Annotated in this window: 22 protein-coding genes; 15 read left to right on the top strand and 7 right to left on the bottom strand. The window is 65.6% G+C overall.

What is annotated here, in order from left to right:
- Positions 1–73: 73 nt before the first annotated feature.
- Positions 74–2,884 carry an aconitate hydratase gene (locus tag CH251_RS22560; RefSeq protein ID WP_094615156.1) on the bottom strand — a complete coding sequence of 937 codons (2,811 nt, stop codon included), beginning with the start codon at positions 2,882–2,884 and terminating at the stop codon, positions 74–76.
- A 348-nt stretch (positions 2,885–3,232) separates the two neighbouring features.
- Here CH251_RS22560 and CH251_RS22555 point away from each other — a divergent pair, with 348 nt between their 5' ends.
- The 8 genes from CH251_RS22555 to CH251_RS22520 all read left to right on the top strand — a co-directional run bounded on the left by CH251_RS22555 (position 3,233) and on the right by CH251_RS22520 (position 12,045).
- The gene (locus CH251_RS22555; RefSeq protein WP_094615155.1) at positions 3,233–3,775 is read left to right on the top strand and encodes a DUF6676 family protein; all 543 of its coding nucleotides are present in this window, start codon (positions 3,233–3,235) and stop codon (positions 3,773–3,775) included.
- A gap of 439 nt (positions 3,776–4,214) precedes the next feature.
- A complete protein-coding gene (locus CH251_RS22550; protein WP_094615154.1) occupies positions 4,215–5,744 on the top strand; it encodes an NlpC/P60 family protein in 1,530 nt (509 codons plus the stop codon).
- A 214-nt stretch (positions 5,745–5,958) separates the two neighbouring features.
- Positions 5,959–7,206, top strand: coding sequence for a MoxR family ATPase (locus CH251_RS22545; protein WP_094615323.1), 1,248 nt, complete (start codon positions 5,959–5,961; stop codon positions 7,204–7,206).
- The gene (locus CH251_RS22540; protein WP_094615153.1) at positions 7,203–8,201 is read left to right on the top strand and encodes a DUF58 domain-containing protein; all 999 of its coding nucleotides are present in this window, start codon (positions 7,203–7,205) and stop codon (positions 8,199–8,201) included. The genes CH251_RS22545 and CH251_RS22540 overlap by 4 nt, the downstream gene beginning before the upstream one ends.
- Complete coding sequence (locus tag CH251_RS22535) at positions 8,198–9,190, top strand: VWA domain-containing protein (RefSeq protein WP_094615152.1); 993 nt, start codon at positions 8,198–8,200, stop codon at positions 9,188–9,190. Before CH251_RS22540 ends, CH251_RS22535 begins: the two co-directional genes overlap by 4 nt.
- A gap of 66 nt (positions 9,191–9,256) precedes the next feature.
- Positions 9,257–9,979: a 3-oxoacyl-ACP reductase FabG1 gene (fabG1, locus tag CH251_RS22530; RefSeq protein WP_094615151.1), complete on the top strand. Its 723-nt coding sequence runs from the start codon at positions 9,257–9,259 to the stop codon at positions 9,977–9,979.
- 57 nt (positions 9,980–10,036) lie between these two features.
- A complete protein-coding gene (inhA, locus tag CH251_RS22525) occupies positions 10,037–10,861 on the top strand; it encodes an NADH-dependent enoyl-ACP reductase InhA (protein ID WP_094615150.1) in 825 nt (274 codons plus the stop codon).
- Positions 10,862–10,965: 104 nt separating this feature from the next.
- Entirely contained in the window at positions 10,966–12,045 is a 1,080-nt protein-coding gene (locus tag CH251_RS22520) for a ferrochelatase (protein ID WP_094615322.1), read from the top strand.
- A 31-nt stretch (positions 12,046–12,076) separates the two neighbouring features.
- Here CH251_RS22520 and CH251_RS22515 read toward each other — a convergent pair whose 3' ends face one another.
- Positions 12,077–12,904: a hypothetical protein gene (locus CH251_RS22515; protein WP_179273350.1), complete on the bottom strand. Its 828-nt coding sequence runs from the start codon at positions 12,902–12,904 to the stop codon at positions 12,077–12,079.
- A 76-nt stretch (positions 12,905–12,980) separates the two neighbouring features.
- Here CH251_RS22515 and CH251_RS22510 point away from each other — a divergent pair, with 76 nt between their 5' ends.
- From CH251_RS22510 to CH251_RS22500, 3 genes are read left to right on the top strand one after another with little or no spacing between them, the layout of a single operon-like run.
- A complete protein-coding gene (locus CH251_RS22510) occupies positions 12,981–13,790 on the top strand; it encodes a DUF3097 domain-containing protein (protein WP_094615321.1) in 810 nt (269 codons plus the stop codon).
- Between the two features lie 54 nt (positions 13,791–13,844).
- Entirely contained in the window at positions 13,845–14,276 is a 432-nt protein-coding gene (locus CH251_RS22505; RefSeq protein ID WP_037190035.1) for an NfeD family protein, read from the top strand.
- A 3-nt stretch (positions 14,277–14,279) separates the two neighbouring features.
- Entirely contained in the window at positions 14,280–15,464 is a 1,185-nt protein-coding gene (locus CH251_RS22500; protein ID WP_032398040.1) for an SPFH domain-containing protein, read from the top strand.
- A 12-nt stretch (positions 15,465–15,476) separates the two neighbouring features.
- On the opposite strand, the gene CH251_RS22495 is transcribed toward CH251_RS22500, so the two are convergent.
- From CH251_RS22495 to CH251_RS22485, 3 genes are read right to left on the bottom strand one after another with little or no spacing between them, the layout of a single operon-like run.
- Positions 15,477–15,986: a hypothetical protein gene (locus tag CH251_RS22495; protein ID WP_094615148.1), complete on the bottom strand. Its 510-nt coding sequence runs from the start codon at positions 15,984–15,986 to the stop codon at positions 15,477–15,479.
- The gene (locus tag CH251_RS22490) at positions 15,983–16,582 is read right to left on the bottom strand and encodes a hypothetical protein (protein ID WP_094615147.1); all 600 of its coding nucleotides are present in this window, start codon (positions 16,580–16,582) and stop codon (positions 15,983–15,985) included. Before CH251_RS22490 ends, CH251_RS22495 begins: the two co-directional genes overlap by 4 nt.
- Positions 16,583–16,613: 31 nt before the next feature.
- On the bottom strand, positions 16,614–17,330 hold the full coding sequence (locus tag CH251_RS22485; RefSeq protein WP_094615146.1) for a TVP38/TMEM64 family protein: 717 nt from the start codon (positions 17,328–17,330) through the stop codon (positions 16,614–16,616).
- A gap of 170 nt (positions 17,331–17,500) precedes the next feature.
- Between CH251_RS22485 and mutA the strand changes: the two genes are divergently transcribed.
- From mutA to meaB, 3 genes are read left to right on the top strand one after another with little or no spacing between them, the layout of a single operon-like run.
- On the top strand, positions 17,501–19,390 hold the full coding sequence (mutA, locus tag CH251_RS22480; protein WP_094615145.1) for a methylmalonyl-CoA mutase small subunit: 1,890 nt from the start codon (positions 17,501–17,503) through the stop codon (positions 19,388–19,390).
- Positions 19,387–21,657: a methylmalonyl-CoA mutase gene (gene scpA, locus CH251_RS22475; RefSeq protein ID WP_094615144.1), complete on the top strand. Its 2,271-nt coding sequence runs from the start codon at positions 19,387–19,389 to the stop codon at positions 21,655–21,657. The genes mutA and scpA overlap by 4 nt, the downstream gene beginning before the upstream one ends.
- Before the next feature lie 2 nt (positions 21,658–21,659).
- Positions 21,660–22,658 (top strand): methylmalonyl Co-A mutase-associated GTPase MeaB, encoded by a 999-nt coding sequence (gene meaB, locus CH251_RS22470; RefSeq protein ID WP_094615143.1) that lies wholly within the window; start codon positions 21,660–21,662, stop codon positions 22,656–22,658.
- Here meaB and CH251_RS22465 read toward each other — a convergent pair.
- Together CH251_RS22465 and CH251_RS22460 are read right to left on the bottom strand one after the other, a co-directional pair.
- The gene (locus CH251_RS22465; protein WP_094615142.1) at positions 22,635–23,711 is read right to left on the bottom strand and encodes a nucleoside hydrolase; all 1,077 of its coding nucleotides are present in this window, start codon (positions 23,709–23,711) and stop codon (positions 22,635–22,637) included. The genes meaB and CH251_RS22465 overlap by 24 nt on opposite strands.
- Positions 23,708–24,178: an OsmC family protein gene (locus CH251_RS22460; protein WP_094615141.1), complete on the bottom strand. Its 471-nt coding sequence runs from the start codon at positions 24,176–24,178 to the stop codon at positions 23,708–23,710. Before CH251_RS22460 ends, CH251_RS22465 begins: the two co-directional genes overlap by 4 nt.
- 204 nt (positions 24,179–24,382) lie before the next feature.
- On the opposite strand from CH251_RS22460, the gene proP reads away from it, so the two are divergent.
- A complete protein-coding gene (gene proP / locus CH251_RS22455) occupies positions 24,383–25,888 on the top strand; it encodes a glycine betaine/L-proline transporter ProP (protein WP_094615140.1) in 1,506 nt (501 codons plus the stop codon).
- The last annotated feature ends 2 nt before the right edge of the window (positions 25,889–25,890 follow it).

Below are 25,890 nucleotides of genomic sequence, written 5' to 3'. Positions count from 1 at the left end.
GGCGATGGGCCCGGAAACACGTTGTCGGTTCCGGGCCCATCGCCGTTCGAGGCATACGTCAGACGACGCGCACTCAGCCTCTGATCATGTTGCGCAGCACGTACTGCAGGATGCCGCCGTTGCGGTAGTAGTCCGCTTCACCCGGGGTGTCGATGCGCACCACGGCCTCGAATTCGACCTTCGAGCCGTCTTCCTTGGTGGCGATGACGGTCATCGTCTTCGGGGTGGTGCCCTCGTTCAGCTTCGCGACTCCGACGATGTCGAAGGTCTCGGTGCCGTCCAGCTTGAGCGACGATGCGCTCTCACCGGCCGGGAACTGCAGGGGAACGACGCCCATGCCGATGAGGTTGGAGCGGTGGATGCGCTCGAACGACTCGGTGATGACGGCCTTGACGCCGAGGAGTGAGGTGCCCTTGGCCGCCCAGTCGCGTGAGGAGCCGCTGCCGTACTCCTTGCCGCCCAGCACGACCAGCGGGATGCCGGCCTTCTGGTAGTTCTGCGACGCGTCGTAGATGAAGGACTGCGGTCCACCGTCCTGCGTGAAGTCACGGGTGTAGCCGCCCGAGACGTCGTCGAGGAGCTGGTTCTTGAGGCGGATGTTCGCGAACGTTCCGCGAATCATGACCTCGTGGTTTCCGCGGCGCGAACCGAGCGAGTTGTAGTCCTTGCGCTCGACACCGTGCGAATCCAGGTACTGCGCGGCAGGGGTACCGGCCTTGATGGGTCCTGCCGGGCTGATGTGGTCGGTGGTGACCGAATCGCCGAGCAGCGCCAGCACGCGTGCACCCGTGATGTCCTCGACGGGAGCCGGGTCCATCGTCATGCCGTCGAAGTACGGAGGCTTGCGCACGTACGTGGACTTGGGATCCCACTCGAACGTGTCGCCCTCGGGGGTCGACAGGTTCTGCCAGCGGCTGTCACCGGCGAAGATGGTCTCGTAGGACTTGCTGAACATGTCCCGGCTGATCGAGGACTGGATGGTCTCCTCGATCTCCTGCGAGGACGGCCAGATGTCCTTGAGGAACACGGGGTTGCCCTCGTGATCCTCGCCGAGAGCGTCGGTCTCGAAGTCGAAGTCCATCGTGCCCGCCAGGCCGTAGGCGATGACCAGCGGCGGCGAGGCCAGGTAGTTCATCTTCACGTCGGGGGAGATGCGGCCCTCGAAGTTGCGGTTGCCCGACAGTACGGCGGTGACCGAGAGGTCGTTGTCGTTGATCGCCTTCGAGATCGGCTCGAGCAGCGGACCGGTGTTACCGATACACGTGGTGCAGCCGTAACCACCGAGGTAGTATCCGAGCTTCTCGAGGTACGGCCACAGGCCGGCCTTCTCGTAGTAGTCGGTGACGACCTGCGAGCCGGGTGCCATGTTGGTCTTGACCCACGGCTTGGTGGACAGCCCCTTCTCGACGGCATTGCGGGCGAGCAGTGCTGCGCCGAGCATGACCGACGGGTTCGAGGTGTTGGTGCACGAGGTGATGCCTGCGACGACGACGGCACCGTGATCGAGGACGAATTCGCCGGCCTCGTCGGTGGTGACCCGAATCGGCTTGCTCGGGCGGCCCTCGGAACCGTATGCGGCAGAACGTACGTCGACCGAATCCTCTTCGGCGAAGCTCAGCGAAGCGGAATCACTGGCCGGGAACGACTCGTCGAGTGCCTCGTCGAGCTTGCTGTCACCCTCGTGCGCGGGGTGGTTCTCCTCGACGTAGTTGTGGATGTCCTTGCGGAAGGCAACCTTGGACTCGGACAACAGGATTCGGTCCTGCGGGCGCTTCGGTCCTGCGATGGACGGAACGACCGTGTTGAGGTCGAGTTCGATGTACTCGGAGTACACGGCCTCGTTCTTCGGGTCGTGCCACATGCCCTGTTCCTTGGCGTACGCCTCGACGAGCGCGAGCTGCTCGTCGCTGCGGCCGGTGAGGCGCAGGTAGTTGATGGTTTCCTCGTCGATCGGGAAGATCGCTGCGGTGGAACCGAACTCGGGGCTCATGTTGCCCAGGGTGGCGCGGTTCGCGAGCGGAACCTCGGCCACGCCCTCGCCGTAGAACTCGACGAACTTGCCGACGACGCCGTGCTTGCGCAGCATCTCGGTTGCGGTCAGCACCACGTCGGTCGCGGTGACGCCGGGCTGGATCTCACCGGAGAGCTTGAAACCGACGACGCGGGGGATGAGCATCGAGACGGGCTGGCCGAGCATGGCCGCCTCGGCTTCGATACCGCCGACGCCCCAGCCCAACACACCGAGGCCGTTGACCATCGTGGTGTGCGAGTCGGTGCCGACGCAGGTGTCGGGGTAGGCCTGGCCCTTGCGGGTCATGATCGTCGGAGCCAGGTACTCGATGTTGACCTGGTGCACGATGCCCATGCCCGGGGGGACGACCTTGAAGTCGTCGAATGCGCCCTGTCCCCAACGCAGGAACTGGTAGCGCTCACCGTTGCGCTCGTACTCGAGGTCGACGTTGCGCTCGAGAGCATCGGCGCGGCCGAAGACGTCGAGAATGACCGAGTGGTCGATGACCATATCGGCGGGGGAGAGGGGGTTGACCTTGTTGGGGTCGCCGCCCAGGGTGGTGACGGCTTCACGCATCGTGGCGAGGTCGACGATGCACGGAACACCGGTGAAGTCCTGCATGATGACGCGCGCAGGGGTGAACTGGATTTCGAAGCTCGGCTCCGCGGACGGATCCCACGAGGCGATCGAACGAATGTGGTCGGCGGTGATGTTTGCACCGTCCTCGGTGCGAAGGAGGTTCTCCGCGAGGACCTTCAGTGCATAGGGCAATTTCTCGGCACCGGGCAAGGCCGACAGTCGGAAGATCTCGTATGAGTTCTCTCCGACTTCGAGGGTGCCCTTTGCACCGAATGAATCATTACTTGCGGTCACTTCAGCTCCACTCGTCTATGAGGCACACCGCCGACGGGGCTGTGTCGACGGTTGAAGCGAGGCGCTGACTGCGGGCCTCGGCCTCGAATCTCGCCAGCGAGAGTTCGAGGCGGACGCACGGTCAGTGTCTCGATGGAAGTCTAACAGTACGCTTGTCCTGTGAAAACCTGCGGTCGAGTTCTCGGTGGGTATCGAGAGACCGCTCCACACGACGATCCTCACGTAGTGCTTCCGGCTGCGCAATGAAGGGCGACCTCAGTAGCGATGCCGGACCTGCGGGCCTACCAGGTTCGGGCGTGGCGGTGACGTAGGGTTCGACCCGACTGGTTCCTACCGACTGGACGAGAGATGCCTGAGCCGATTCACGCCGTTTCCCCACTTGCCACCGACATACCGGCAGGTCTGGACGTCGACAGCATCGTCGCAACGGTCCGCGAGTCCGGCATCAGTGCCCCCGCCGACGAGCAAGCCGGGTTGTCCGCAGCCGTCGCGCGCGCCGAGGACCACGGCATCGATCTGAGCATCGTGATCGTGCCGACCGAACCTCGTCACGACTCGCAACTTCGAGATCTCGCCACCGCGGTCGGAGCGCGTGAGGGCGGCACGGTTCTCGTGCTCAGCCCAGGGCAGGTGGGTACGTTCAGCGACTCGATCAGTCGAGTGACGCTCGAAGCAGGCCAGGACCGTACCTACACCGGCAACCACGTCGTCGCTGCCGACAACTTCGTCGACACCCTCGTCGAGGATCAGACACCGTGGGGTCTGCTCACGGGCGGCCTGGTCGTCGTGGTCGCCGCGGTCGCGACTCTGACTGCTGTCGTCAAGGTCCGCAGATATCGCTCGCGTTCGGAGTCGAACGACCGCGCGCACAGCGAGTCCGTCGCCGACTGAACACGCTCGCCCGAGTGTCGTTCGGCTGACCGACGCCCACCTCGTTCGACCCGGTCCCGATCGTGACCGTGTGGTCATCCGAAAAAGTCGGAAAAATTGTTTCCGGTAAACCCCGAGTTCACGGCGTTGTGCCTGGTGAAATTACCAATGTGTCATTTGTGACTGGAGTTTCTTTAGGGTGCGAAGTGTCGTACGGTGCCATTGGCACTGCTGGGGAAGGAGTGTCGCAGAAGGCGGTTGTCATCCGTGGGGAACTCGGGAGGCCACTGCTTCGGGTGTGACTGACGTGGTTCGCACCTGTCGTATTGCTGCGTGTTTCTTTCCTGCCCGGCGAGAACGCTCACCGTCACCTGCGATCGGGGTGGAGGACGGAGAGCACCTCGACGGCACGACGGTTCGACGCGAACCCGAGTGACTGCCGGACCCGAGGGAGACATTTGTGAGCCGACGTCAAGTCCGCGGAACTCACCGCCGTGCACTCGTCCGTACCCGATTCGTACTGGTAGGCGCAGGCCTCGTACTCGCGTTGATGGCGACCCTTCCCGGGGTTGCCGCGGCGGTACCACCGCCACCGCCCAACCCCTCGGACACCGACCTCGCAGCCGCGGGCAGCGCCGTCGACTCGAGCCTGGGCCGGGTCGGCCAGCTGATCGACGCGATCGCCTCGGCCAATCAGCAACTCGCCCAACTCGACGACGAGGTCGCGTCGAAGCGAGAAGGCGTCAACAAGGCCCTGGTCGATCTGCAGAATGCACGTGACGCGGCCGATGTCGCTGCCGCGATAGTCGGCGCCGCGCAGCAGGCTCTCGCCGACGCGGGCACCCAGATCCAGGCAGCCCAGGCCAAGTTCGACGAGTTCGCCAAATCCAGCTACACCCAGGGCTCGGGCGTCGCCTCGATGGCGTCGTTCCTTGGATCGAGCGGACCGGACGACATCCTCGACCGCGCCCAGGTCCTGAAGGTCCTCTCCAACAGCCAGAACGCAGTACTCGACGGCCTACAGCGAGCCCGTACCGAGCAGGCGAACCGCGACTCGGCAGCGCGTGAGTCCAAGCAGCAGGCCGACGCCGCTGCCTCGGAAGCAGAGGCAAAGAAGGCGGAGGCCGAGCAGGCCATCGCCGAGGCGCAGGCAGCACTGCAGGCAGAGGCCGACCGGAAGGCCACGATCGAATCGGAGCGCGACTCGGCGCAGACCGAACTCGATGCCGCCCGCAGCAACGTCGCCGGTCTGCAGGACCAGCGAGCCGCATACGGCGACTGGGAGGCGCAAAAGGCGGCCGAGGACGCGGCCATCGCCGCCGCCACGGCCGCAGCGAAGGAAGCCGCTGTGCAGGCAGCTGCGCGAGTGTCGGCAAATCTGGCGGCGCAGCAACGCGCGGCTGCCATCGCCGAGGGCCAGCGCTCGCACGTGGACGTGGACGACGATTCGAGTTCGTCTACCGACTCGAACAGCTCGACCGCGACCACCCCCACCACGCCCAAGACGACCACCACGCCGAAGACGCCCACCAAACCGAAGACGTCCACGACCCCGTCGGTCACCGGAAGCGCAGCCGTCGAATTGGCGATCGACCGCGGAATGAGCCAACTCGGTGTGCCGTACTCCTGGGGCGGCGGTGACGAGAACGGACCGACCAAGGGCATCAGGGACGGTGGAGTCGCAGACAGCTACGGCGATTACAACAAGGTCGGCTTCGACTGCTCGGGACTGATGATCTACGCCTTCGCAGGACTGGGTATCTCGCTGCCGCACTACACCGGCTACCAATACACCGCCGGTAAGCAGGTGCCGTCCTCGGAGATGAAGCGCGGCGACATGATCTTCTACGGACCCAACGCCAGCCAACACGTCGCGCTCTACCTCGGCGACGGCAAGATGCTCGAAGCCCCGCAATCGGGTTCGGTGGTCAAGGTGTCCGACGTGCGTTACAGCGGAATGACGCCGTACGCCGTGCGCATGGTGTCCTGAGCGCGGATCCGGCGCGCGCGTCGGGGGTGCCTTTCGGCGCGCATACCGATCACCTGGAATAGTTGATTGCGGCGGTACGAAACGAGCCCGACGACGATCGACTGAAAGCGGTGAATTCTTGGTGACATCACGTGACGGCCGGATTTCGAACGACGAGGGGTCGACGCGAGTCGAGTCTCCGACTCCGAATCCACCGAGTGTGGAGCCGAAGCGAGTGGACAGTCCGGCCCTGGCCGAGGACGTCCAGCTTCTCGAGAAGGCCGTGTACGAGGTCAAGCGCGTCATCGTCGGTCAGGATCGGTTGGTCGAGCGCATTCTGGTGGGGTTGCTCGCCCGCGGACACGTGTTGCTCGAGGGCGTTCCCGGTGTCGCCAAGACCCTGGCCGTCGAGACCTTCGCACGGGTGGTGGGTGGGTCGTTCTCGCGAGTTCAGTTCACTCCCGACCTGGTGCCGACCGACCTCGTCGGCACCCGCATCTACCGTCAGGGCCGCGAGGAGTTCGACACCGAACTCGGACCCGTCGTGGCCAACTTCGTACTGGCCGACGAGATCAACCGTGCGCCGGCCAAAGTGCAGTCCGCACTGCTCGAGGTCATGGCGGAACGACACGTGACCATCGGCGGCAAGACGTTCCCGATGCCCGACCCGTTCCTGGTGATGGCAACGCAGAACCCCATCGAGAACGAGGGTGTGTACCCCCTTCCCGAAGCTCAGCGAGACAGGTTCCTGTTCAAGATCGTCGTCGACTACCCGACGGTCGAGGAAGAACGCGAGATCGTCTACCGCATGGGCATCAAGGCCCCCGAGCCCAAGCAGATCCTCGACCCGGTCGAGTTGGTCCGCCTGCAGAATCTGGCCAGCTCGGTGTTCGTGCACCACGCGCTCGTCGACTACGTGGTGCGGGTCATCGCCGCTACCCGTACCCCCGAGCAATTCGGTATGGACGACGTGGCCAGCTGGATCGCGTACGGTGCATCGCCCCGCGCGACGCTCGGCATCATCGCGGCCTCCCGCGCGCTGGCTCTGCTCCGGGGTCGCGACTACGTCGTTCCCCAGGACGTACTCGAGGTCATTCCCGACGTGCTCCGGCACCGTCTAGTGCTATCCTACGACGCCCTCGCCGACGAGGTGACACCCGAGACGGTCATCTCCCGGGTGCTGCAGACCGTCGGGTTGCCGCAGGTGTCGCCGCAGGCGGTACCGGTGCCGCAGAGCAACGGAGCGGGCCCGGACGGGCAGCACTTCGACGGTCGTCAGCCGCAGGGGCCCTACCCGACCCAGGGGCAGTTTCCGGCACCCGGTCAGTTTCCCGGCCAGGGCCAACCTCCTGCGCCCCAGCAGCCCGGCCCCCAGCATCCCGGTCCCCAGCACCATCCGCAGGCCGGGCCCTACGGCCAGCCCGCACCGTCTCTGCAGAAGCCGTCGGGTGACGGATCATCGATCGGTACGCCGGGGCAGTGAGCGGACCCGACACCGCCTCCCCGACCGCAGGGCGGCGAGCCGTCGTCGCCCGACCACCGTCGTTCCGCTCGGGTGAGCTGCGTGATCCGAAGCTGGCCGCAGCACTGCGGACCCTGGAACTGACGGTGCGTCGACGGCTGGACGGGGTGCTGCACGGTGACCATCTCGGATTGATCCCCGGTCCTGGATCCGAGCCGGGCGACGCCAGGGAGTACCAGCCGGGCGACGACGTTCGCCAGATGGACTGGTCGGTCACCGCACGTACGACGCATCCGCACGTGCGGATGTCCGTGGCAGACCGTGAGCTGGAGACCTGGCTCGTGGTCGACCTGTCGGCCAGCCTCGACTTCGGCACCACCGGGTGCGAGAAGCGCGATCTCGCGGTCGCGGCCTCGGCTGCCATCACGCATCTGTCCGGCGGTGGCGGAAATCGTATCGGCGCGGTGGTGGCCACCGGTTCCGACACCAACCGCATACCGGCCCGGGGCGGCCGCGTGCACACTCAGTCGATGCTTCGCGCCATTGCCACCACGCCGGCTGCGGCCGATGGTGTGCGCGGTGACCTGCGCGCGGCCATCGAAGCGTTGCGACGGCCCGAACGCCGCCGCGGAATGGCTGTGGTGATCAGCGACTTTCTCGGGCCGATCGATTGGGAGCGCTCGCTGCGGGCGATCTCCGCTCGGCACGACGTGCTGGCCGTCGAGGTACTCGACCCACGTGATCTGGAACTGCCCGACGTCGGTGACGTCGTTCTCCACGATCCGGAATCCGGCCGCACTCGTGAATTCAGTACGACACCGCGGCTGCGTGCAGATTTCGCGCGCGCAGCGGCGGCACACCGCGACGACGTGGAGAAGGCCCTACGGCGGTGCGGCGCGCCTCGATTGACGCTTCGCACCGACGGTGACTGGATCGCCGACGTCGTACGGTTCGTGACCGCCCGCAGGCACACCATCGGGTCCGGGTTCACCAACACTGCGCGGGCGCCGCGATGAGCCTGACCGATTTCGCCTCGCCGTGGTGGTTGGGCTTTCTCGTCGTGGTCGTCGCACTGACGGTCGGCTACGTCTGGATCCAGCGGCGCAAGCAGAAGCACGTACTGCGGTTCTCCAACATGGAACTGCTCGAGTCCGTCGCGCCCGATCGGCCCAACCGCCTGCGGCACCTGCCGACGGCTCTCGTCCTCGTCGGACTGATGTTCCTGACCGTGGCGTTGGCCGGTCCCACGGCCGACCAACGCGTGCCGCGGAACCGGGCGACCGTCATGCTCGTGATCGACGTGTCGCTGTCCATGGAGGCCACCGACGTCGAGCCGACCCGATTGGCCGCGGCGCAGGAAGCAGCCAAATCCTTCGCCGACGGTCTGACACCAGGCATCAATCTCGGATTGGTCGCGTTCGCCGGTACGGCGTCGGTTCTGGTCTCGCCCACCGCCAACCGCGAAGCCACCAAATCCGCCATCGACAAGTTGCAGCTCAGCGAGCGAACGGCCACCGGCGAGGCGATCTTCACCTCGCTCCAGTCGATCGACACCCTCGGAGCGATACTCGGCGGCGGCGACGCAGCACCGCCTGCGCGCATCGTGCTGCTCTCGGACGGTAAGCAGACCGTTCCGCAGAACCTCGACGACCCACGCGGCGGGTACACCGCGGCGCGTGCCGCCAAGGACAAGAACGTGCCCATCTCCACCATCTCGTTCGGCACCAGCTACGGCTCGGTCGAGATCGAGGACGACAACGGCGTCGAACGCGTCCCCGTACCCGTCGACGATCCGTCGTTGCGTGAGATCGCGGATCTGTCCGGCGGCAGCTTCTTCTCCGCGTCGTCACTCGAGGATCTGAGAGATGTCTACGACACCCTCGAGGAGCAGATCGGATTCGAGATCACCCGTGGCGACGCCTCGCGCCCATGGCTGATTCTCGGTGTCCTGTGCATCTCGGTCGGCCTCGGTTCGGCGTTGGTGATGAGGCAACGACTTCCCTGATCGTTGTTCTTACTCACCAGTAAGTTTCGCTTTGTCATTCCAGGACGAACAGATAGGTTGCTAGGCATGTCCACACCTGACTTCATCGCGCGATCGGTACTCGTCACCGGAGGTAACCGGGGTATCGGTCTTGCCATCGCCCAGCGGCTCCAAGCCGACGGCCACAAGGTGGCCGTCACCCACCGCGGTTCCGGTGCTCCCGCCGGACTGTTCGGTGTCGTCTGCGACGTCACCGACTCCGCCTCGGTCGACGCGGCCTTCAAGGAGGTCGAGGAGAAGCAGGGACCGGTCGAGGTGCTCGTGGCCAACGCCGGTATCACCGACGACACGTTGCTGATGCGCATGACCGAGGATCAGTTCCAGCGTGTCATCGACGCGAACCTGACCGGAGCCTTCCGAGTCGCCAAGCGCGCCAACCGCGCCATGCTGCGCGCACGCTGGGGCCGGATGATCTTCCTGAGTTCGGTCGTGGCCATGGCCGGCGGACCGGGTCAGATCAACTACGCGGCGTCCAAGGCGGGCGTCATCGGCATGGCTCGATCGATCACGAGGGAACTGGGTTCGCGGTCCATCACTGCGAACGTCGTGTCTCCCGGATTCATCGAAACCGACATGACCGCAGAACTCTCGGACGAATTGCGCGGCAAGGCCAAGGAATTCATCCCGCTTCAGCGTCTGGGACAGCCCGAGGACGTCGCGGCGGTGGTGAGCTTCCTGGCGGGCCCCGACTCCTCCTACGTGTCCGGTGCCGTGATCCCCGTCGACGGCGGCATGGGCATGGGTCACTGAGAGTCGTTCTCGCGCAACGATACAGACATTCACCTCCGATTTAAGGAACACAGCACCATGGGCGGATTGCTCGAAGGCAAGACCATTCTCATCACCGGCATCATCACCGATGCCTCGATCGCGTTCCACGCCGCTGCCATGGCGCAGGAGCAGGGTGCAAAGGTGATCATCACCGGGTTCGATCGGCTTCGGCTCATCGACCGCATCGCACAGCGTCTGCCCAAGGAGGTTCCCCCGGCGATCGAGCTCGACGCCACCAACGAGGAGCACCTCGCGGCGCTGGCCGACCGCGTACGCGAAGTGGCACCCGAGGGTATCGACGGGGTTCTGCACTCGATCGCATTCGCTCCCCGCACCCTGATGGGCCCTGACGCGAAGCCGTTCCTCGACGGCCCAGGACCCGATGCCGCGAAGGCATTCGAGATCTCGGCGTGGAGCTACGCTTCGCTCGCGCGTGCAGTTCTGCCGGTCATGAACGAGGGTGGCTCCATCGTCGGAATGGACTTCGACCCGCGCACGTCCATGCCGTACTACAACTGGATGGGCGTCGCCAAGGCTGCACTCGAATCGGTCAACCGCTACGTCGCCCGGGAAGTGGGCGCCGCCAAGCGCATTCGTTCCAACCTCGTCGCTGCCGGACCGATCAAGACCCTCGCCGCCAAGGCCATCGCGGGTACGGCGACCGACGACGCGGCCAAGATGAATCAGCTCAACGTCTACTGGGACGGTGCCGCCCCGATCGGCTGGGATGTCAACGACCCCACCGTCGTCGCCAAGTCCATCGTCGCGTTGCTCTCGGATTGGCTGCCCGGCACCACCGGATCCATCGTGTACGTCGACGGCGGAGCCAGCCACAACACGTACCTGCCCGAGAACATGTGATGCCGCGGTGGGCGGAACCGCACGTGGTTTCGTCCACCGACAGGTTTCGTTCGCCGATCGGACCCCCGCTGGGGCCGGTCCGCGACGGGGGCACAATGGAATACATGAACACCCCTGGAGACTTCGACGCATTGTTGGTGCTCTCGTTCGGCGGACCGGAACAGCCCGCCGACGTACGCCCGTTCCTGGAGAACGTCACTCGCGGACGCGGAGTGCCGCCCGAGCGTCTCGACGCCGTCGTCGAGCACTACATGCACTTCGGGGGAGTCTCGCCGATCAACCGACTCAACCGAGACATCATCGATGCGCTCCGCAGCGAATTCGATTCCGCCGGAGTCGATCTGCCGATCTATTTCGGAAACCGCAACTGGCATCCGATGATCGAGGACACCGTCGCGACCATGAAGTCGGACGGAATCAGGAACGCCCTCGTCTTCCCGACCTCTGCCTGGGGCGGATACTCCGGATGCAGGCAGTATCACGAGGACATCGCCCGGGCCCGCGCCGCCGTCGGTGAGGATGCGCCGCATCTGCTCAAGATCCGGCAGTACTACGACCACCCGCTGATGGTCGACGCGTTCAGCGACGCCGTCGCATCGGCGCGAGCCTCACTGCCCGAGCAGCACCGCGCCGGTGCACGTCTGGTGTTCACCGCACACTCCATCCCCTCGGCCGCCGACGCCAACGCAGGCCCGCCCGAGAACGGCGGTCACCTGTACAGCCGTCAGGTGGCCGAGGCCTCGAGGCTCGTCGCTGCCGCGTCGGGTGTCGACGACTACGACCTGGTGTGGCAGTCTCGCTCCGGCCCTCCGCAGGTTCCGTGGCTCGACCCCGACATCTGTGATCACCTCGAAGCGCTGTCGGAGAAATCCGTCGACGCCGTGATCGTGTGTCCGATCGGATTCGTGTCCGATCATCTCGAGGTCGTGTGGGATCTCGACACCGAGGCCGAGGAGAAGGCCCGCGAACTCGGAATGGCCTTCGCGCGCGCAGGCACCCCCGGATCCGACGCGCGTTTCCCGCAGATGATTCGCGAACTCGTCGACGAGTACCGAGTCGGTGGCCGATGCCGCGGCCTCGGCGATGTGCCCGGCTTCGGTTCGACCCTGGACGGCAGTCGTTGCGCCGTCGGCTGCTGTGAGCAGCCCACCCGCCCATCGCGGCCCGCGGCCGCCACGTCGTGAGCGTCTCCGCCTGACACCCGCTTCCCGGGTGTCAGGCGGAATGCATCGCCGCTTCGATGCTCGTCGCCACAGCGATGGTGCGCGCGGTGCGCACTGCAGCCCACAGTGGTCGAACGAGTTCTTCTCGTGCTGCTGTTGCCGACGCGGTGGGTGCCTCCGTCGGAGCCGATCCGGCGGCGACCGTCAGAATGGCGGCGACCCGATCTGCCGATTCGAGGACACGGAACGCCCTGTCGGACATTTCTGCGGGGTAGCGATGACGTGCCGCGTCGGCGGTCAGTGCGGCGATACGGGTGCGCGGATCGGCGTCGAGGGTTCGGGTGGGTAAGGACTGTATCCGCGCCAGAGCATCCGCCGCGCCGCGCACGGCCTCGCGCATCTCGTACTCGGCCTCACCCAGTCCCTGATCCCGATGGCCGTGCTCGGGGACGACGATCGAATACACGGTCCAGCGCAACACATCCGGCCCCTCCACGACGGGTACCAACCCGATCCCGGCGTTGCCCGAGGTCCCGATCACCACCGCCTGGCCGGTGTCGAGCGCAGCTCGGGAGAAGTCCGTGTTCGCGGGGAGACCGTTCACCGCGCCGGGAACAGGCAGAACCAGCTTGACCCGGCTGTCTCCGGCTGCTGGCGTCGACGCCGCTGCAGCCGCTCTGATCGCGTGCAGCAGGCCCGCGATTCCCTCGGCGTAGCCGGGGTACACCAGCCCGAAATTCTCGGCCGCGTCCGCATCGCCCGCACCCACGAGATGCATCGGTGCCCACTCGGACATGGCGTCGATGACGTCGTCGGGCGAGCTGGCACCGGCCAGCCAGGAACCGGCCCACAGGGCGAGACTCGTACTGGAGGAACACACGACTCACGAGCATAGGTCGGCGTGGCGAACCGTGCTCGGGAGGCCGGTGTCGCTAGCGTTGGTCGCCGTGAACGACATGTACGGCGGAGACATTCTCAGAGGGCACAGTCGCATGCGCAAAGTTCCGGCACCGGAGGTCTCGGCCGAGCGCGGATTGGTCGTCGAAGATGCCGGAACCGGGTACTGCGGTGCCGTGGTCGGCTTCGAGCGCACCTACGACGGAGATTTCGTCCGGCTCGAGGACGGTGCCCGCACGACGCGGCTGTTCGCCCTCCGCGAGGCAGCATTCCTGATCGACGGACGTCGGGTCACCCTGGTTCGGCCCAAACCGGCGGCGGCAGCGGCGGCTCCGACGCGCTCGGCATCCGGTTCGACCAAAGTCGAGGGCCTGCGCGCGCGCACCGCCCGCGCGAGCCGTATCTGGGTCGAGGGCGTGCACGACGCGGCCCTGGTCGAAAGTGTGTGGGGACACGATCTTCGGGTGGAGGGCGTGGTCGTCGAGCATCTGGAGGGCCTGGACAATCTGGGGGGGCGGTTGGCCGATTTCGGTCCCGGCCCCGGCCGTCGCGTCGGGGTGCTGGTGGACCATTTGGTGACCGGGTCCAAGGAGTCGAAGTTGACGAGGTCGCTGGGCGAACACGTTCTGGTCACCGGGCATCCGTTCATCGACGTCTGGGAGGCGGTCAAACCCGCTGCCGTCGGTATCGATGCCTGGCCGAAGATCCCGCGGGGTGAGGATTGGAAGACCGGAATCTGTCGAGAGCTGGGGTGGGGCAGTCCGCGGGAGGGGTGGCGTCGGGTGTATTCGTCGGTCTCGAGCTTCCGCGATCTCGAAGCACCGCTGATCGGGGCCGTCGAACAATTGGTCGACTTCGTCACCGAGTAGGGCTGTGTCCAGCAACGCACCGGCAATTGTCCGATTCGTGCTTGGATGGAGGCTGTGGCAGCGATCATTTGGCTCATAGCGGCAGTGGTACTCGCCGGTGCCGAGGCACTGACGGGCGACTTCTTTCTTCTGATGATCGCAGGCGGTGCGCTCGGCACCGCAGGCGTCTCGGCTCTGACCGATTTCCCGGTATGGGCCGATGCGATCGTCTTCGGCGTCCTGTCGTTGGCATTGGTGCTCGGGTTGCGCCCCATTCTGTTGCGGCGCTTCGCGACTCCGCCCGACACCCCGATGGGAATGGCCGCGCTCACCGGCAAGAGCGCGGTCGTTCTCGAACAGGTCACTGCCCACGAAGGCCAGATCAAGCTCGGTGGGGAGGTGTGGACCGCTCGTCCACTCGACGAGACCGAGGTCTATGCCCCGGGTACCACTGTGACCGTGATGGAAATAGACGGCGCTACCGCCGTCGTATGGAAGGGACCGTAGTCAGTGGAAGCACTCATCGCACTGGCTGTCATCGTCGCATTCGTCGCGGTGTTGATGGCCAAGTCCATCTCGATCGTCCCGCAGGCCGAGGCCGCCGTGATCGAGCGGCTCGGCCGCTACACGCGCACCGTGTCCGGTCAGCTCACGTTCCTCGTGCCGTTCGTCGACCGCATCCGCGCCAAGGTCGACCTGCGTGAGCGAGTCGTGTCGTTTCCGCCGCAGCCGGTGATCACCAAGGACAACCTGACCGTGTCCATCGACACCGTCGTCTACTTCCAGGTGACCAACCCGCAGTCGGCCGTGTACGAGATCAACAACTACATCGTCGGTGTCGAGCAGTTGACCACCACAACTCTGCGCAACGTCGTCGGCGGAATGACGTTGGAGGAGACACTCACCTCGCGTGATTCGATCAACGGCCAGTTGCGCGTCGTGCTGGACGAGGCGACCGGTCGCTGGGGCCTGCGGGTGGCCCGAGTCGAGCTCAAGAGCATCGATCCGCCGCCCTCGATCCAGGAATCGATGGAGAAGCAGATGAAGGCCGATCGCGAGAAGCGAGCGACCATCCTCACCGCCGAGGGTCATCGCGAATCGGCGATCAAGACGGCCGAGGGTGACAAGCAGAGCCGGATTCTCGCGGCCGAGGGCGGCAAGCAGGCAGCCATCCTCACCGCCGAGGGTGAGCGGCAGTCGCGCATCCTGCGGGCGCAGGGCGATCGCGCCGCGAAGTACCTGGAGGCTCAGGGCCAGGCCAAGGCGATCGAGAAGGTGTTCGGTGCCATCAAGGCAGGCAAGCCGACACCCGAGTTGCTGGCGTACCAGTACATGCAGACGCTGCCGCAGATGGCTCAGGGCGATGCGAACAAGGTGTGGATGATTCCGAGCGATTTCGGAGACGCTCTCAAGGGGTTCGCCAAGACACTCGGTGCGCCAGGCGAGGACGGTGTGTTCCGGTACGAGCCCAACGAGTCGGCCGGCAACGAGCCCAAGCCCGAGGACGACTCGGACGAAGTTGCCGAATGGTTCGAGACCAAGACCGATCCGGCGGTTGCCGAGGCGGTCAAGGCTGCAGAAGCAGTGGCGCGCAAGCCGGTCGACACGTCGCTGGCGTCCGCACCCGAGCTGTCGAAGGGGTTCGACGTCGGTGCCCTGGCTGCATCGCCGGAGGCGGAGCCGGAACAGCGTTGAGGTCGGCCCTGATCAGCTGACCAGGGCGGTTCCGACCCCGGCGGCGGCCAGGGCCCACAGGACGCTGGCGAAGGTGCCGATGATGAACTGTTCGGAGGCATGGGATTCGCGCAGTTCGGGATAGCGCGCCAGTCCCTTGACTGCCAGCACGATGGCGATGCCTTCCGGCCAGCCGGCGAGAATCGACACCGCGACGGCCACGCGTTCGAGGATGCCGATGGTCAATCCACCACGAAGCGGCTCGACCGGATCGTCTCCGGTCGAGTCGCTTCGTCGTCGTGCGATGCGAAACACGGTGGGTACCCACGCCGTTCCACCCAGGGCTGCGGCGACAACGCTCAGGACGACTCCGACGGCATGGCCGAGACCGTAGGCCGGTCCGGCCACCGTGGCCAGGACTGCCGCTGCCGCAAGCAGACTGGACGCGGCGACGGTAGGCAACCATCGGCGAATTCCATTGCCGGCGGGGACGACAGCGGCAACTGCGGTCAGTGCCAGCAACACCAGGGTGGCGACGATCATGGTCGGTTGTTTCCTGTCGTGTTCGCGGTGTCGAGCAATCGAGTCGCCAGGGTGCGGCCCGCGTTCTCCACGTGCCAGCCGGCTACCGAGAGTCGTTGCGACATGGCTTGTTTGCTGATCTTCAGCCGTTCGGCCGCGTCGGTCTGCGACAACCCGCGGGCCATGAGTTCGACCGCTTCTCGGCCCTGCTCCGAGCGTCTGGTGACCAGCAGCGCAACCAGTGTCGATGCTGTTTCCGCATCCTCGGCGGCAGCGACATCGGGGCCGCTGACGGCAAGGGCGGCCGGGGCGTTCTTGGCTCGGTTCACGGCGTCTCTGGCTGCCTCGAACGCCGGTCCGCGTCCGGCGCGCGTGGTCTCGGGTAGCGGGAGTTCTACGGAGCCGATGCCGATGCCGACGCTCCAGTGCGGGGTGGAGACCAGTTCGAGAGCGATCGAGACGACGGCGGCGGCGTCCTCGCAGACGGCTTGCACTTCGTCTCCTGCGGTGCGCTCGAAGGGCCGGATCAGTTCGTGGTCACGATAGCGATCGAGCAGTTCGGGCACGCGATCGATATCGCGTCTACTGCGGCGTTGGTCCACGGTCAGCACGAACATCGGACAAGGCTAGATGGTTGATGTAGTCCAGTCAAGCTTCAAGGCTTGATTCGCCAGAATCAAGGTTCCCGACCTGTCGACCGCCCGCGGGCGCAGGCTCGGATCGCGCACCGCGCGAGAGACGCCAATCCACGACCAGCCCACTCAGACCGATCGCAATACAGACCGCAGACAAGACCAGTAGCGCCGGATGAGTCTCGCCTCCGATCGCTCCGCCGATCACGACGATTCCGAGAGTGCCAGGCAGCATCCCGACGGCCGTCGCCAGCGCGAACGGGACGGTCCGAACCGCCGACACCCCACACGCGTAGTTCACCAACGAGAACGGCACCGGAGCAATCAGGCGCAGAGAGCCGACGGCCAGCCATCCTCGTCGACGCAGACTGTCGTCCACCGAGTCGAGAGCCGAGTGCGACATCCGCGCTGCCACGGCTTCACGGCCGATCGCACGGACCAACAGCAGCGCCAGAATCGCACTGACGGTCGACGCGCCGATGGTGACCGCCAGACCGGTCAGGGGCCCGAACAGCACTCCTGCACTGAGCGTGAACAGGGTTCTCGGGACAGGCGCGACGGTCACGATCGCGTGCACGCCGAAGAACACGAGCGGGAATGCCGGGCCGACTGACGCGCCCCAATCACGAATCTGTTCGACACTCGGATGGGGTGCGAACACCGCTACCAGAGCGAAGACGGCAATCACCGTCAGCAGCGCGATCAGTCGAACGTCACGCAGGTGCCGGGTCACGAGAGGCCAGCGTACCGGCGCGAGACGACACCTCGTCTTTTCTCGAGTTCGAGAGCGGAGCTGCACGACCGAACGTGAGGTGATCCTCACGATAACCTGCAAGGCGGTGGGGTTAGCATCACTTCAAGTCGGGCGAAGGACTACCCGGCCGAACCGAGGGAGCAGCACACGTGTCCATCGCGTCGCACGAAGATGCCGCACGCAGCGCTCATGCGGCTTGGCAGAAGGCAGTGGCCGGTGTTCTGGCCAAATCGCGTCGGGTCGAGGTAGCCGATCTGCCGGCCGATGCCGAACATCTGCTCGATTCCACGACGTACGACGGGATCACGGTGTCCCCGCTGTACACCGCGTTCGACGAGCGACCGGAAGGTCCGCTGCCCGGGCAGTTTCCCTACCTGCGGGGACGTGACCCGCACCGCGACGTCAACGCTGGCTGGAAGGTGTGCACCCGCCACGGCTCGGTCCGCGGCGACGGTGCCGACGACGCGTCGACACTGAACACCCGAATTCTCGATTCGCTCTCCAACGGCACCAGCGCCCTGTGGTTGACGGTCGGCGACGGTGGCGTCGACCCGACTGCTCTGCCGGAGGTTCTGCGTGGGGTGTTTCTCGAGCTCGCACCGCTGACGCTCGATGCGCGCGGGGATGTTCGCGCAGCGACAGCCGCGGTGTTCGAGGTGCTCGACTCTGCCGATATCGACGAGCGCGCCGCGGTCGACATCCGGCTGGGCGTGTCCACTCTCACAGCCGGGTTGAGCGGAGCCGAGTCGATCGAGATGACCGAGGCGCTCGAATTGGTTCGTGAATCGATCGGTCGTGCCGAGACGATTCGTGCGATCACGGTCGACGGCACCGCGTTCCACAATCTCGGTGGCGGCGACGCACAGGAGCTCGGTGCGGCGATCGCCGCAGGACTCGAGTACCTCCGGTCCATGACCGATGCCGGTATCGGCATCTCGGATGCCCTGCGACAGATCGAGTTCAGGTTCTCCGCCACCGACGACCAGTTCCAGACCATCGCCAAGTTCCGGGCCGCTCGCACACTCTGGGCGCGCATCGCGCAGGTGTGCGGAGCCCCCGACGCGGGTGACGCTCCTCAGCATGCGGTGACCTCGGAAGCGATGATGTCGCAGCGGGATCCGTGGGTGAACATGCTGCGCACCACGCTGGCGTCGTTCGGAGCGGGAGTGGGCGGTGCCGATTCGGTGACCGTGCTCCCGTTCGATGCGGCACTCGCCGGCGGCGCAGCCGGGGTGTCGAAGACGTTCGCGGCCCGCATCGCCCGAAACACCCAGCTGCTGCTGCTCGAAGAAGCCCATCTCGGACGGGTCCTGGATCCGGGCGCCGGGTCCTGGTACATCGAGGAACTGACGGCAGCGGTTGCAGCGAAGGCCTGGGAGTTCTTCCAGACCATCGAAGCGTCGGGTGGATTCCGCGCTGCCGTCGACGACGGTTCGCTCGTGGCCGCGATCGAGAAGACCCGCGCCGAACGCGATTCCGACATCGCTCACCGAGTGACCCCGCTGACGGGCGTCAACGAATTTCCCAATCTGGCCGAGGCTCCGCTGAGTCCCGAACGAACCGGACCTCAGGGCTCGACAACGGTGTACCGGTACGGCCGGGCATTCGAGTCGCTGCGAGACCGATCGGACGCCTATCTGGCCGAACACGATTCGCGTCCCACAGTGCTCCTGGTGCCGCTGGGCAGCGTTGCCGAACACAACGTCCGAACGACATTCGCGTCGAACCTGCTGGCGTCGGGTGGAATCGAAGCCGTCAATCCCGGTCCCCTGACCGTCGACGGAATCGCCGGATCGGTCGAGACGTCCGGAGCTCGGATAGCCGTGGTGTGCGGCACCGACAAGCGATACGCAGACGAGGCCGCCACTGCCGTGGACGCGCTCCGGGCCGCAGGCGTCACGCAGGTGCTGCTCGCCGGCCCCGAGAAGATCTTCACCGGCATCGAGGGCACCTCGCGTCCCGATGGATTCCTGACCGCGAAGGTCGACGCCGTCGCAGTGCTGACCGAACTTCTCGACACCCTGGGAGCGAAGAAGTGAGTAACGACGAGCGCAGAATCTCGCACACCATCGGAAGTTTCGCCGAGGTGCCACTGGTCGATCCCGACGAGCCGACGCCGACGCCGCCGTCGGCCGATGACGTCACCGCCCATGTGCAGCAGGGCGCGAAGGCCAACTTCTACACGCCCGAGCAGGTGGTGTGGTCCACCCCCGAGGGCATCGACGTCAAGCCTGTGTTCACCGAGGCAGATCGCGCAGCCGCCGAGGCCGAGGGCTACCCGCTGCACAGCTACCCGGGCGCCCCGCCGTTTCTCCGCGGGCCGTATCCCACGATGTACGTCAACCAACCGTGGACGATTCGCCAGTACGCCGGCTTCTCCACCGCGGCCGAGTCCAACGCGTTCTATCGCCGCAACCTCGCAGCGGGCCAGAAGGGTCTGTCGGTGGCGTTCGACCTGGCCACCCACCGCGGTTACGACTCCGATCACCCACGGGTACAGGGTGACGTCGGAATGGCCGGAGTCGCCATCGATTCCATCTACGACATGCGGCAACTGTTCGACGGCATCGACCTGGGCAGCGTCTCGGTCTCGATGACCATGAACGGTGCGGTGCTGCCGATCCTGGCGCTGTACGTCGCGGCCGCCGAGGAGCAGGGCGTCGGGCCGGAGAAGCTCGCCGGCACCATCCAGAACGACATTCTCAAAGAGTTCATGGTGCGTAACACCTACATCTATCCGCCGAAGCCGTCGATGCGCATCATCTCGGACATCTTCGCGTACACCAGCGAGAAGATGCCCAAGTACAACTCGATCTCCATCTCCGGCTACCACATCCAAGAAGCCGGTGCCACAGCCGATCTCGAACTCGCGTACACCCTCGCGGACGGTGTGGAGTACATCAGGGCCGGTCTGGATGCAGGCATGGACATCGACACGTTCGCACCGCGTCTGTCGTTCTTCTGGGCCATCGGAATGAACTTCTTCATGGAGGTCGCCAAGCTGCGGGCCGGGCGTCTGTTGTGGGCCGAGCTCGTTCAGCAGTTCGAGCCCAAGAGCGCCAAATCCCGTTCGCTGCGTACCCATTCGCAGACGTCGGGTTGGTCGTTGACGGCACAGGACGTGTTCAACAACGTCGCCCGCACCTGCGTGGAGGCGATGGCGGCCACCCAGGGCCACACCCAGTCGCTGCACACCAACGCCCTCGACGAGGCACTCGCGCTGCCGACCGACTTCTCGGCGCGCATCGCCCGCAACACCCAGCTGCTCATCGCACAGGAGTCCAACACCGTGCGCCCGATCGATCCGTGGGGCGGCTCGCACTACGTCGAATGGCTCACCCATCAGCTCGCCAATCGAGCTCGCGCACACATCGCCGAGGTCGAGGAAGCAGGCGGCATGGCTCAGGCCATCGGCGAGGGCATCCCCAAGCTGCGCATCGAAGAGGCGGCGGCCCGCACCCAGGCGCGCATCGACTCCGGCCGTCAGCCCCTCGTCGGCGTCAACAAGTACGTGCCCGACGAGCCCGACACCATCGAGGTGCTCAAGGTCGAGAACTCCAAGGTTCGGCGGGAGCAGATCGAGAAGCTCGAGCGACTGCGAGCCGAGCGGGACACCGCCGAGGTCGAGGCCGCCCTGGCGAACCTGACCAGAGCGGCAGCCTCGGACCAGCCGGGGATGGAGAACAACCTCCTGGCCCTCGCCATCGACGCAGCGCGCAAGATGGCCACCGTCGGTGAGATCTCCGACGCGCTCGAGAAGGTCTACGGGCGCCATCAGGCCGAAATCCGGACAATCAGTGGTGTGTACCGCGACGAGGCAGGCAAATCCGAGAACATCACCCGCGCCACCGCGCTGGTCGAGCAGTTCGCCGAGGACGAGGGCCGTCGGCCTCGCGTCCTGGTGTGCAAGATGGGTCAGGACGGGCACGACCGCGGCCAGAAGGTCATCGCCACGGCGTTCGCGGACATCGGCTTCGACGTGGACGTCGGACCGCTGTTCCAGACGCCCGAGGAGGTGGCCCGCCAGGCCGCCGACAACGACGTCCACGTCGTCGGTGTGTCGTCGCTGGCGGCAGGCCATCTGACGCTGGTCCCCGCGTTGCGGCAGGCCTTGGCCGACGTCGGGCGCGAGGACATCATGATCGTCGTCGGTGGCGTCATCCCGCCGGGCGATTTCGACGAGCTCTACGCGGCGGGTGCCGCAGCGATCTTTCCTCCGGGCACCGTCATCGCCGACGCGGCGATCGGGCTGGTGGAGAAGCTGTCCGTCGCGCTCGGGCATGCACCACGCGAGGCCAACGCCTGAATATGAACTCTCCGAACAAGGGCCGCGCCATCGACATCGACGCGGTTGCCGAGTCGGTCCGAGCGAACGAACGATCCGGTCTGGCTCGTGCCATCACGCTGGTCGAGTCCACCCGCTCGGATCATCGAGACCTGGCTCAGCAGTTGCTTCTTCGGGTTCTGCCCGATGCAGGTGGTTCCCATCGCGTCGGCATCACCGGCGTGCCGGGGGTCGGCAAGTCGACGTTCATCGATGCGCTGGGGATGCGGTTGATCGAGAAGGGGCACCGGGTCGCGGTGCTCGCCGTCGATCCGTCGTCGACGCGTACCGGTGGTTCCATCCTGGGTGACAAGACCCGGATGTCGCGATTGGCCGTGCAGGAGAACGCATACATTCGGCCGTCTCCGACGTCGGGAACTCTGGGCGGGGTCGCACGTGCGACGCGAGAGACGATCGTGCTCCTCGAAGCGGCAGGCTTCGACGTCATTCTGGTGGAGACGGTGGGCGTCGGGCAGTCCGAGGTGACGGTCGCGAACATGGTCGACTGCTTCACGTTTCTCACGCTCGCGCGCACCGGAGATCAGTTGCAGGGCATCAAGAAGGGCGTTCTCGAGCTCGCCGATCTGGTGGCCGTCAACAAGGCCGACGGCAAGCACGCGACCGACGCGAAGAACGCGGCGCGGGAATTGGCGGGCGCACTACGGCTGATCTACCCGCACGATGCGATCTGGAAGCCGCCGGTGCTGACGATGAGTGCCATCGAGGGCACCGGACTCGACGAGTACTGGGACACCGTGCTGCGGCACCAGCAAGTACTCAGCGACGCAGGCGAATTCGCAGAGAAGCGCCGCAAGCAGCAGGTCGACTGGACGTGGACGATGGTCGACGACCAACTGCTGCGCAGGCTGGCGCAGAACCCATCCGTCAAGGCCATCCGCGACGACGTCGAAGCCCGGGTGCGCGACGGTTCTCTGACGGCCGCATTGGCCGCCCAGGAGCTACTCGACGCGTTCGATTCCTGACTCTGCTTCGGCCGCGGGCGTCGCGGGGTAGAGCCGAGCTGCGAGTGCTCCGACCCGTTCGATCAGTCGGTCGAAGAATGCCTCGGGATCGGTGTGCGTGGCGATCGCCGCGTTGGGGGCCTTGCCCCACATGCCGCGCCAGTCCGCGACTGTCGTTCCGCGCGTGAGGGTTCCGACGAGCTCGACGTCGACGGTCGCATGTCGGTACGCGGCGATATCGGCATCCAACGCGACCGCAGCCGCGAAGGGGTCGTGCATGTGCGCCAGAAAACCCTGATCGTGGTCGCGATGGAACTCCATGTAGAACCGCACCGCGTCGGAGAAATGCCGCACGATCGGGTTCGACGCGATCGATCGAACGCCCGGTGCGTCGTCGGTGGAGATCGACTCCACCGGAAAGCTTTCCGCTCGCGCGGCCAGTCGGCGGATGTGTTCGGGGGTCATTTCGATGGTCTCGGTGACGTCGAGCGCGCAGACGATGGGATGTCGTTCCGGAAGTAGTCCGGAGAAGGCTGCGAACACTTCCGCGGCGGCCTCGGGGTCGACGGCAATGTTCCATTCGCTGGTCGGTGTCGTGTTGCCCTGGTGCTGAAATGCGCCGCCCATCAACACCAGTCGCTTCAGCAGTCGAGGTAGCTCGGGATCCCGACGGATCGCGAGAGCGAGATTGGTCAGCGGACCGGTCACCAGTCCGGTGATCTCGCCCGGTCGCGATCGAACCAGCTCCACCCACATCGTGGTGGCGTCCCGGTCGGACAGCGGCCGCGTCGACACCGGAAGCTCCGCGTAGCCGATGCCCTGCGGCCCGTGGGTGTCCTCGGTGGTCATCAGTGGTGCCTCGAGGGGTACCTGCGCGCCGAGCGTGACCTCGATATCGCCCGCGCGGCACAGATCGAGCCAGGCGAGATTGTTCGCGGCAACCTGGTTCACCGGCACGTTGCCTGCGGTGGAGGCGATGCCGAGGATCTCGGCATCCTCGCTGGCCAACAGGTACAGCAGGGCGAGAGAATCGTCGATTCCGGTGTCCACGTCGACGATCAGAGGGACGGTCATGATGCCACCTCGGTCGTCGGGGTGTGGCGCACCGGGAAATTGACCGAACGCGCGATGAAGCACTTCGACGACGCGGACGCGTGCAGCTTCTCGGCGCGCGGCACCATGGACGGATCGACGACGGTCACGACCGGAGCCAGTGTGACCTCGACGAACTGACCCGAACCATCGGATTGCTCGGTCATCACTCCGGTGGGGGAGTCGGTGTAATCGGTGACGACGACGCCCGATGCAGCGGCCAGCCCGAGGTACCACAGCATGTGGCAACTCGACAGCGAGGCGACGAGCATCTCCTCGGGATTCCAGCGTTCGGGATTGCCCCGAAAGCTCGGATCGGAGCTCGCGTGGAGGTCGGGCTTTCCGGGCGCCGAGACGATGTGATCGCGGTCGTAGGCTGCGGCACCGGCGGTACCCGCGCCGCGGTTGCCCGTCCAGTTCACCGTGAGTCCGTAGTTGTGGTTCGGCACGGGTACATCGTGCCAGTTCCCGGCCGATCGGTGGCAATCCGCCGCGCAAACACCTGTCCGCATCGACCGGAATGCCTGGATTGTCAAGGCGGTGTGGCACATTCGTCGCTGCGCCTGCCCACCTGGGCATTCGTCGAGGTGTGAGCGTCGATTTCCACCTTTGCCGTTTGAATACGAATCGTTTGTCTGGCTAACGTTGACGGAATGAGATCATTGCCCAGTCTCGAACCGGACCGAGAGCAGACCGCGTGGGGACGCCGTCACGTCCAGCATCTTCGCCGCGTTGCGTTCTCGAAACGGATGCGCACGAAGCCGGCCCTCTCGGAGGAGAGCATCACCGTCGTCGATCAGCCGATGCTCAAGCGTGCCGTGTCGGCAGCTGCGCTCGGTAACACGATGGAGTGGTTCGACTTCGGTGTCTACGGCTACCTGGCGGCAACGTTGGGCAAGGTGTTCTATCCCGATGCCACGCCTGCGGTGCAGCTCATCTCGACGTTCGCCACGTTCGCGGCAGCGTTCGTGGTTCGTCCGCTCGGCGGTCTGTTCTTCGGACCTCTCGGGGACCGGATCGGTCGGCAGAAGGTCCTGGCCGCCACCATGATCATGATGGCGATCGGCACTCTGGCCGTAGGGCTCATCCCCAGCTACGCCACCATCGGGATCTGGGCACCGATTCTTCTGCTCGTTGCGCGCCTGGTCCAAGGCTTCTCCACCGGCGGCGAGTACGGCGGTGCCACGACGTTCATCGCCGAGTACTCCCCGGACAAGCGGCGTGGCTTTCTCGGGAGTTGGCTCGATTTCGGGACCTTCGTCGGGTACGCCATGGGTTCGGGCCTGGTGACGATCCTCAACGCGGTGCTGGGCGACGCCACCATGGTCGAATGGGGCTGGCGCATACCGTTCTTCATCGCCGGTCCGATGGGCCTGATCGGGTTGTATCTTCGGTTGAAACTCGAGGACACTCCGGCGTTTCGCAAGCAACTCGACGAACACGACAACAAGGTCAAGGCGCAGGAGAGCGGTCGCAGCTCGATCGGAAAGATCTTCACCGGTCATTGGCGGGCGTTGCTGATCTGCATGGGAATCGTGTTGTTGTACAACGTGACCAACTACATGGTGACGTCGTATCTACCCACGTACTTCACCGAGGTCGTCGGTCGCAGTCAGCTCAGTGCCGATCTTCTCGTGCTCTCGGCGATGGTGGTCGTCGTGTCGATCATCGTCGCCGTCGGACGACTGACGGACCGGATCGGTCGCAAACCGGTGTTCGTTTTCGGTGCCATCGGCCAGATCGTGCTGGCTGTGCCGTGCTTCCTGTTGATGCAACGCAGCGGGTGGATGGGGCCGCTGATCGCGTGCCTGCTTCTCGGCCTCGTTCTGGCCTGCTTCGCGGCACCGAGTGCATCGACCCTACCGGCCTTGTTTCCCACCCGGATTCGCTACGCGGCGCTCTCGATCGGGTTCAATCTGTCGGTGTCGATCTTCGGAGGTACGACGCCGTTGGTGACCTCGGCCCTGGTCAGCGCAACGGGTAGCCCGATGATTCCCGCGTACTACCTCGTCGTGAGCGGTCTCGTCGGCCTCGTCGCCGTCGGATTTCTGCGCGAGTCCGCGACTCAGCCTCTGGAAGGCTCACCGCCTCAGGTGGATTCGACTAAGGAAGCCGAGGAGCTCTATTCCGAGGTCTCCTCGGCCTCCGCGCGGTCGTAGCG

Source organism: Rhodococcus sp. 06-462-5, from assembly GCF_002258315.1.
Lineage (GTDB): Bacteria > Actinomycetota > Actinomycetes > Mycobacteriales > Mycobacteriaceae > Rhodococcoides.
This window is presented reverse-complemented; position numbering and strand designations above follow the sequence as displayed.

What these genes read in the sequence shown, in the direction of transcription:
- meaB (WP_094615143.1), top strand. Translation starts at nt 21,660, where the DNA reads ATGAACTCTCCGAACAAGGGCCGCGCCATCGACATCGACGCGGTTGCC.
- CH251_RS22495 (WP_094615148.1), bottom strand. Translation starts at nt 15,986, where the DNA reads ATGATCGTCGCCACCCTGGTGTTGCTGGCACTGACCGCAGTTGCCGCT.
- inhA (WP_094615150.1), top strand. Translation starts at nt 10,037, where the DNA reads ATGGGCGGATTGCTCGAAGGCAAGACCATTCTCATCACCGGCATCATC.
- CH251_RS22490 (WP_094615147.1), bottom strand. Translation starts at nt 16,582, where the DNA reads ATGTTCGTGCTGACCGTGGACCAACGCCGCAGTAGACGCGATATCGAT.
- CH251_RS22465 (WP_094615142.1), bottom strand. Translation starts at nt 23,711, where the DNA reads ATGACCGTCCCTCTGATCGTCGACGTGGACACCGGAATCGACGATTCT.
- CH251_RS22510 (WP_094615321.1), top strand. Translation starts at nt 12,981, where the DNA reads ATGTACGGCGGAGACATTCTCAGAGGGCACAGTCGCATGCGCAAAGTT.
- proP (WP_094615140.1), top strand. Translation starts at nt 24,383, where the DNA reads ATGAGATCATTGCCCAGTCTCGAACCGGACCGAGAGCAGACCGCGTGG.
- fabG1 (WP_094615151.1), top strand. Translation starts at nt 9,257, where the DNA reads ATGTCCACACCTGACTTCATCGCGCGATCGGTACTCGTCACCGGAGGT.
- CH251_RS22535 (WP_094615152.1), top strand. Translation starts at nt 8,198, where the DNA reads ATGAGCCTGACCGATTTCGCCTCGCCGTGGTGGTTGGGCTTTCTCGTC.
- CH251_RS22520 (WP_094615322.1), top strand. Translation starts at nt 10,966, where the DNA reads ATGAACACCCCTGGAGACTTCGACGCATTGTTGGTGCTCTCGTTCGGC.
- CH251_RS22555 (WP_094615155.1), top strand. Translation starts at nt 3,233, where the DNA reads ATGCCTGAGCCGATTCACGCCGTTTCCCCACTTGCCACCGACATACCG.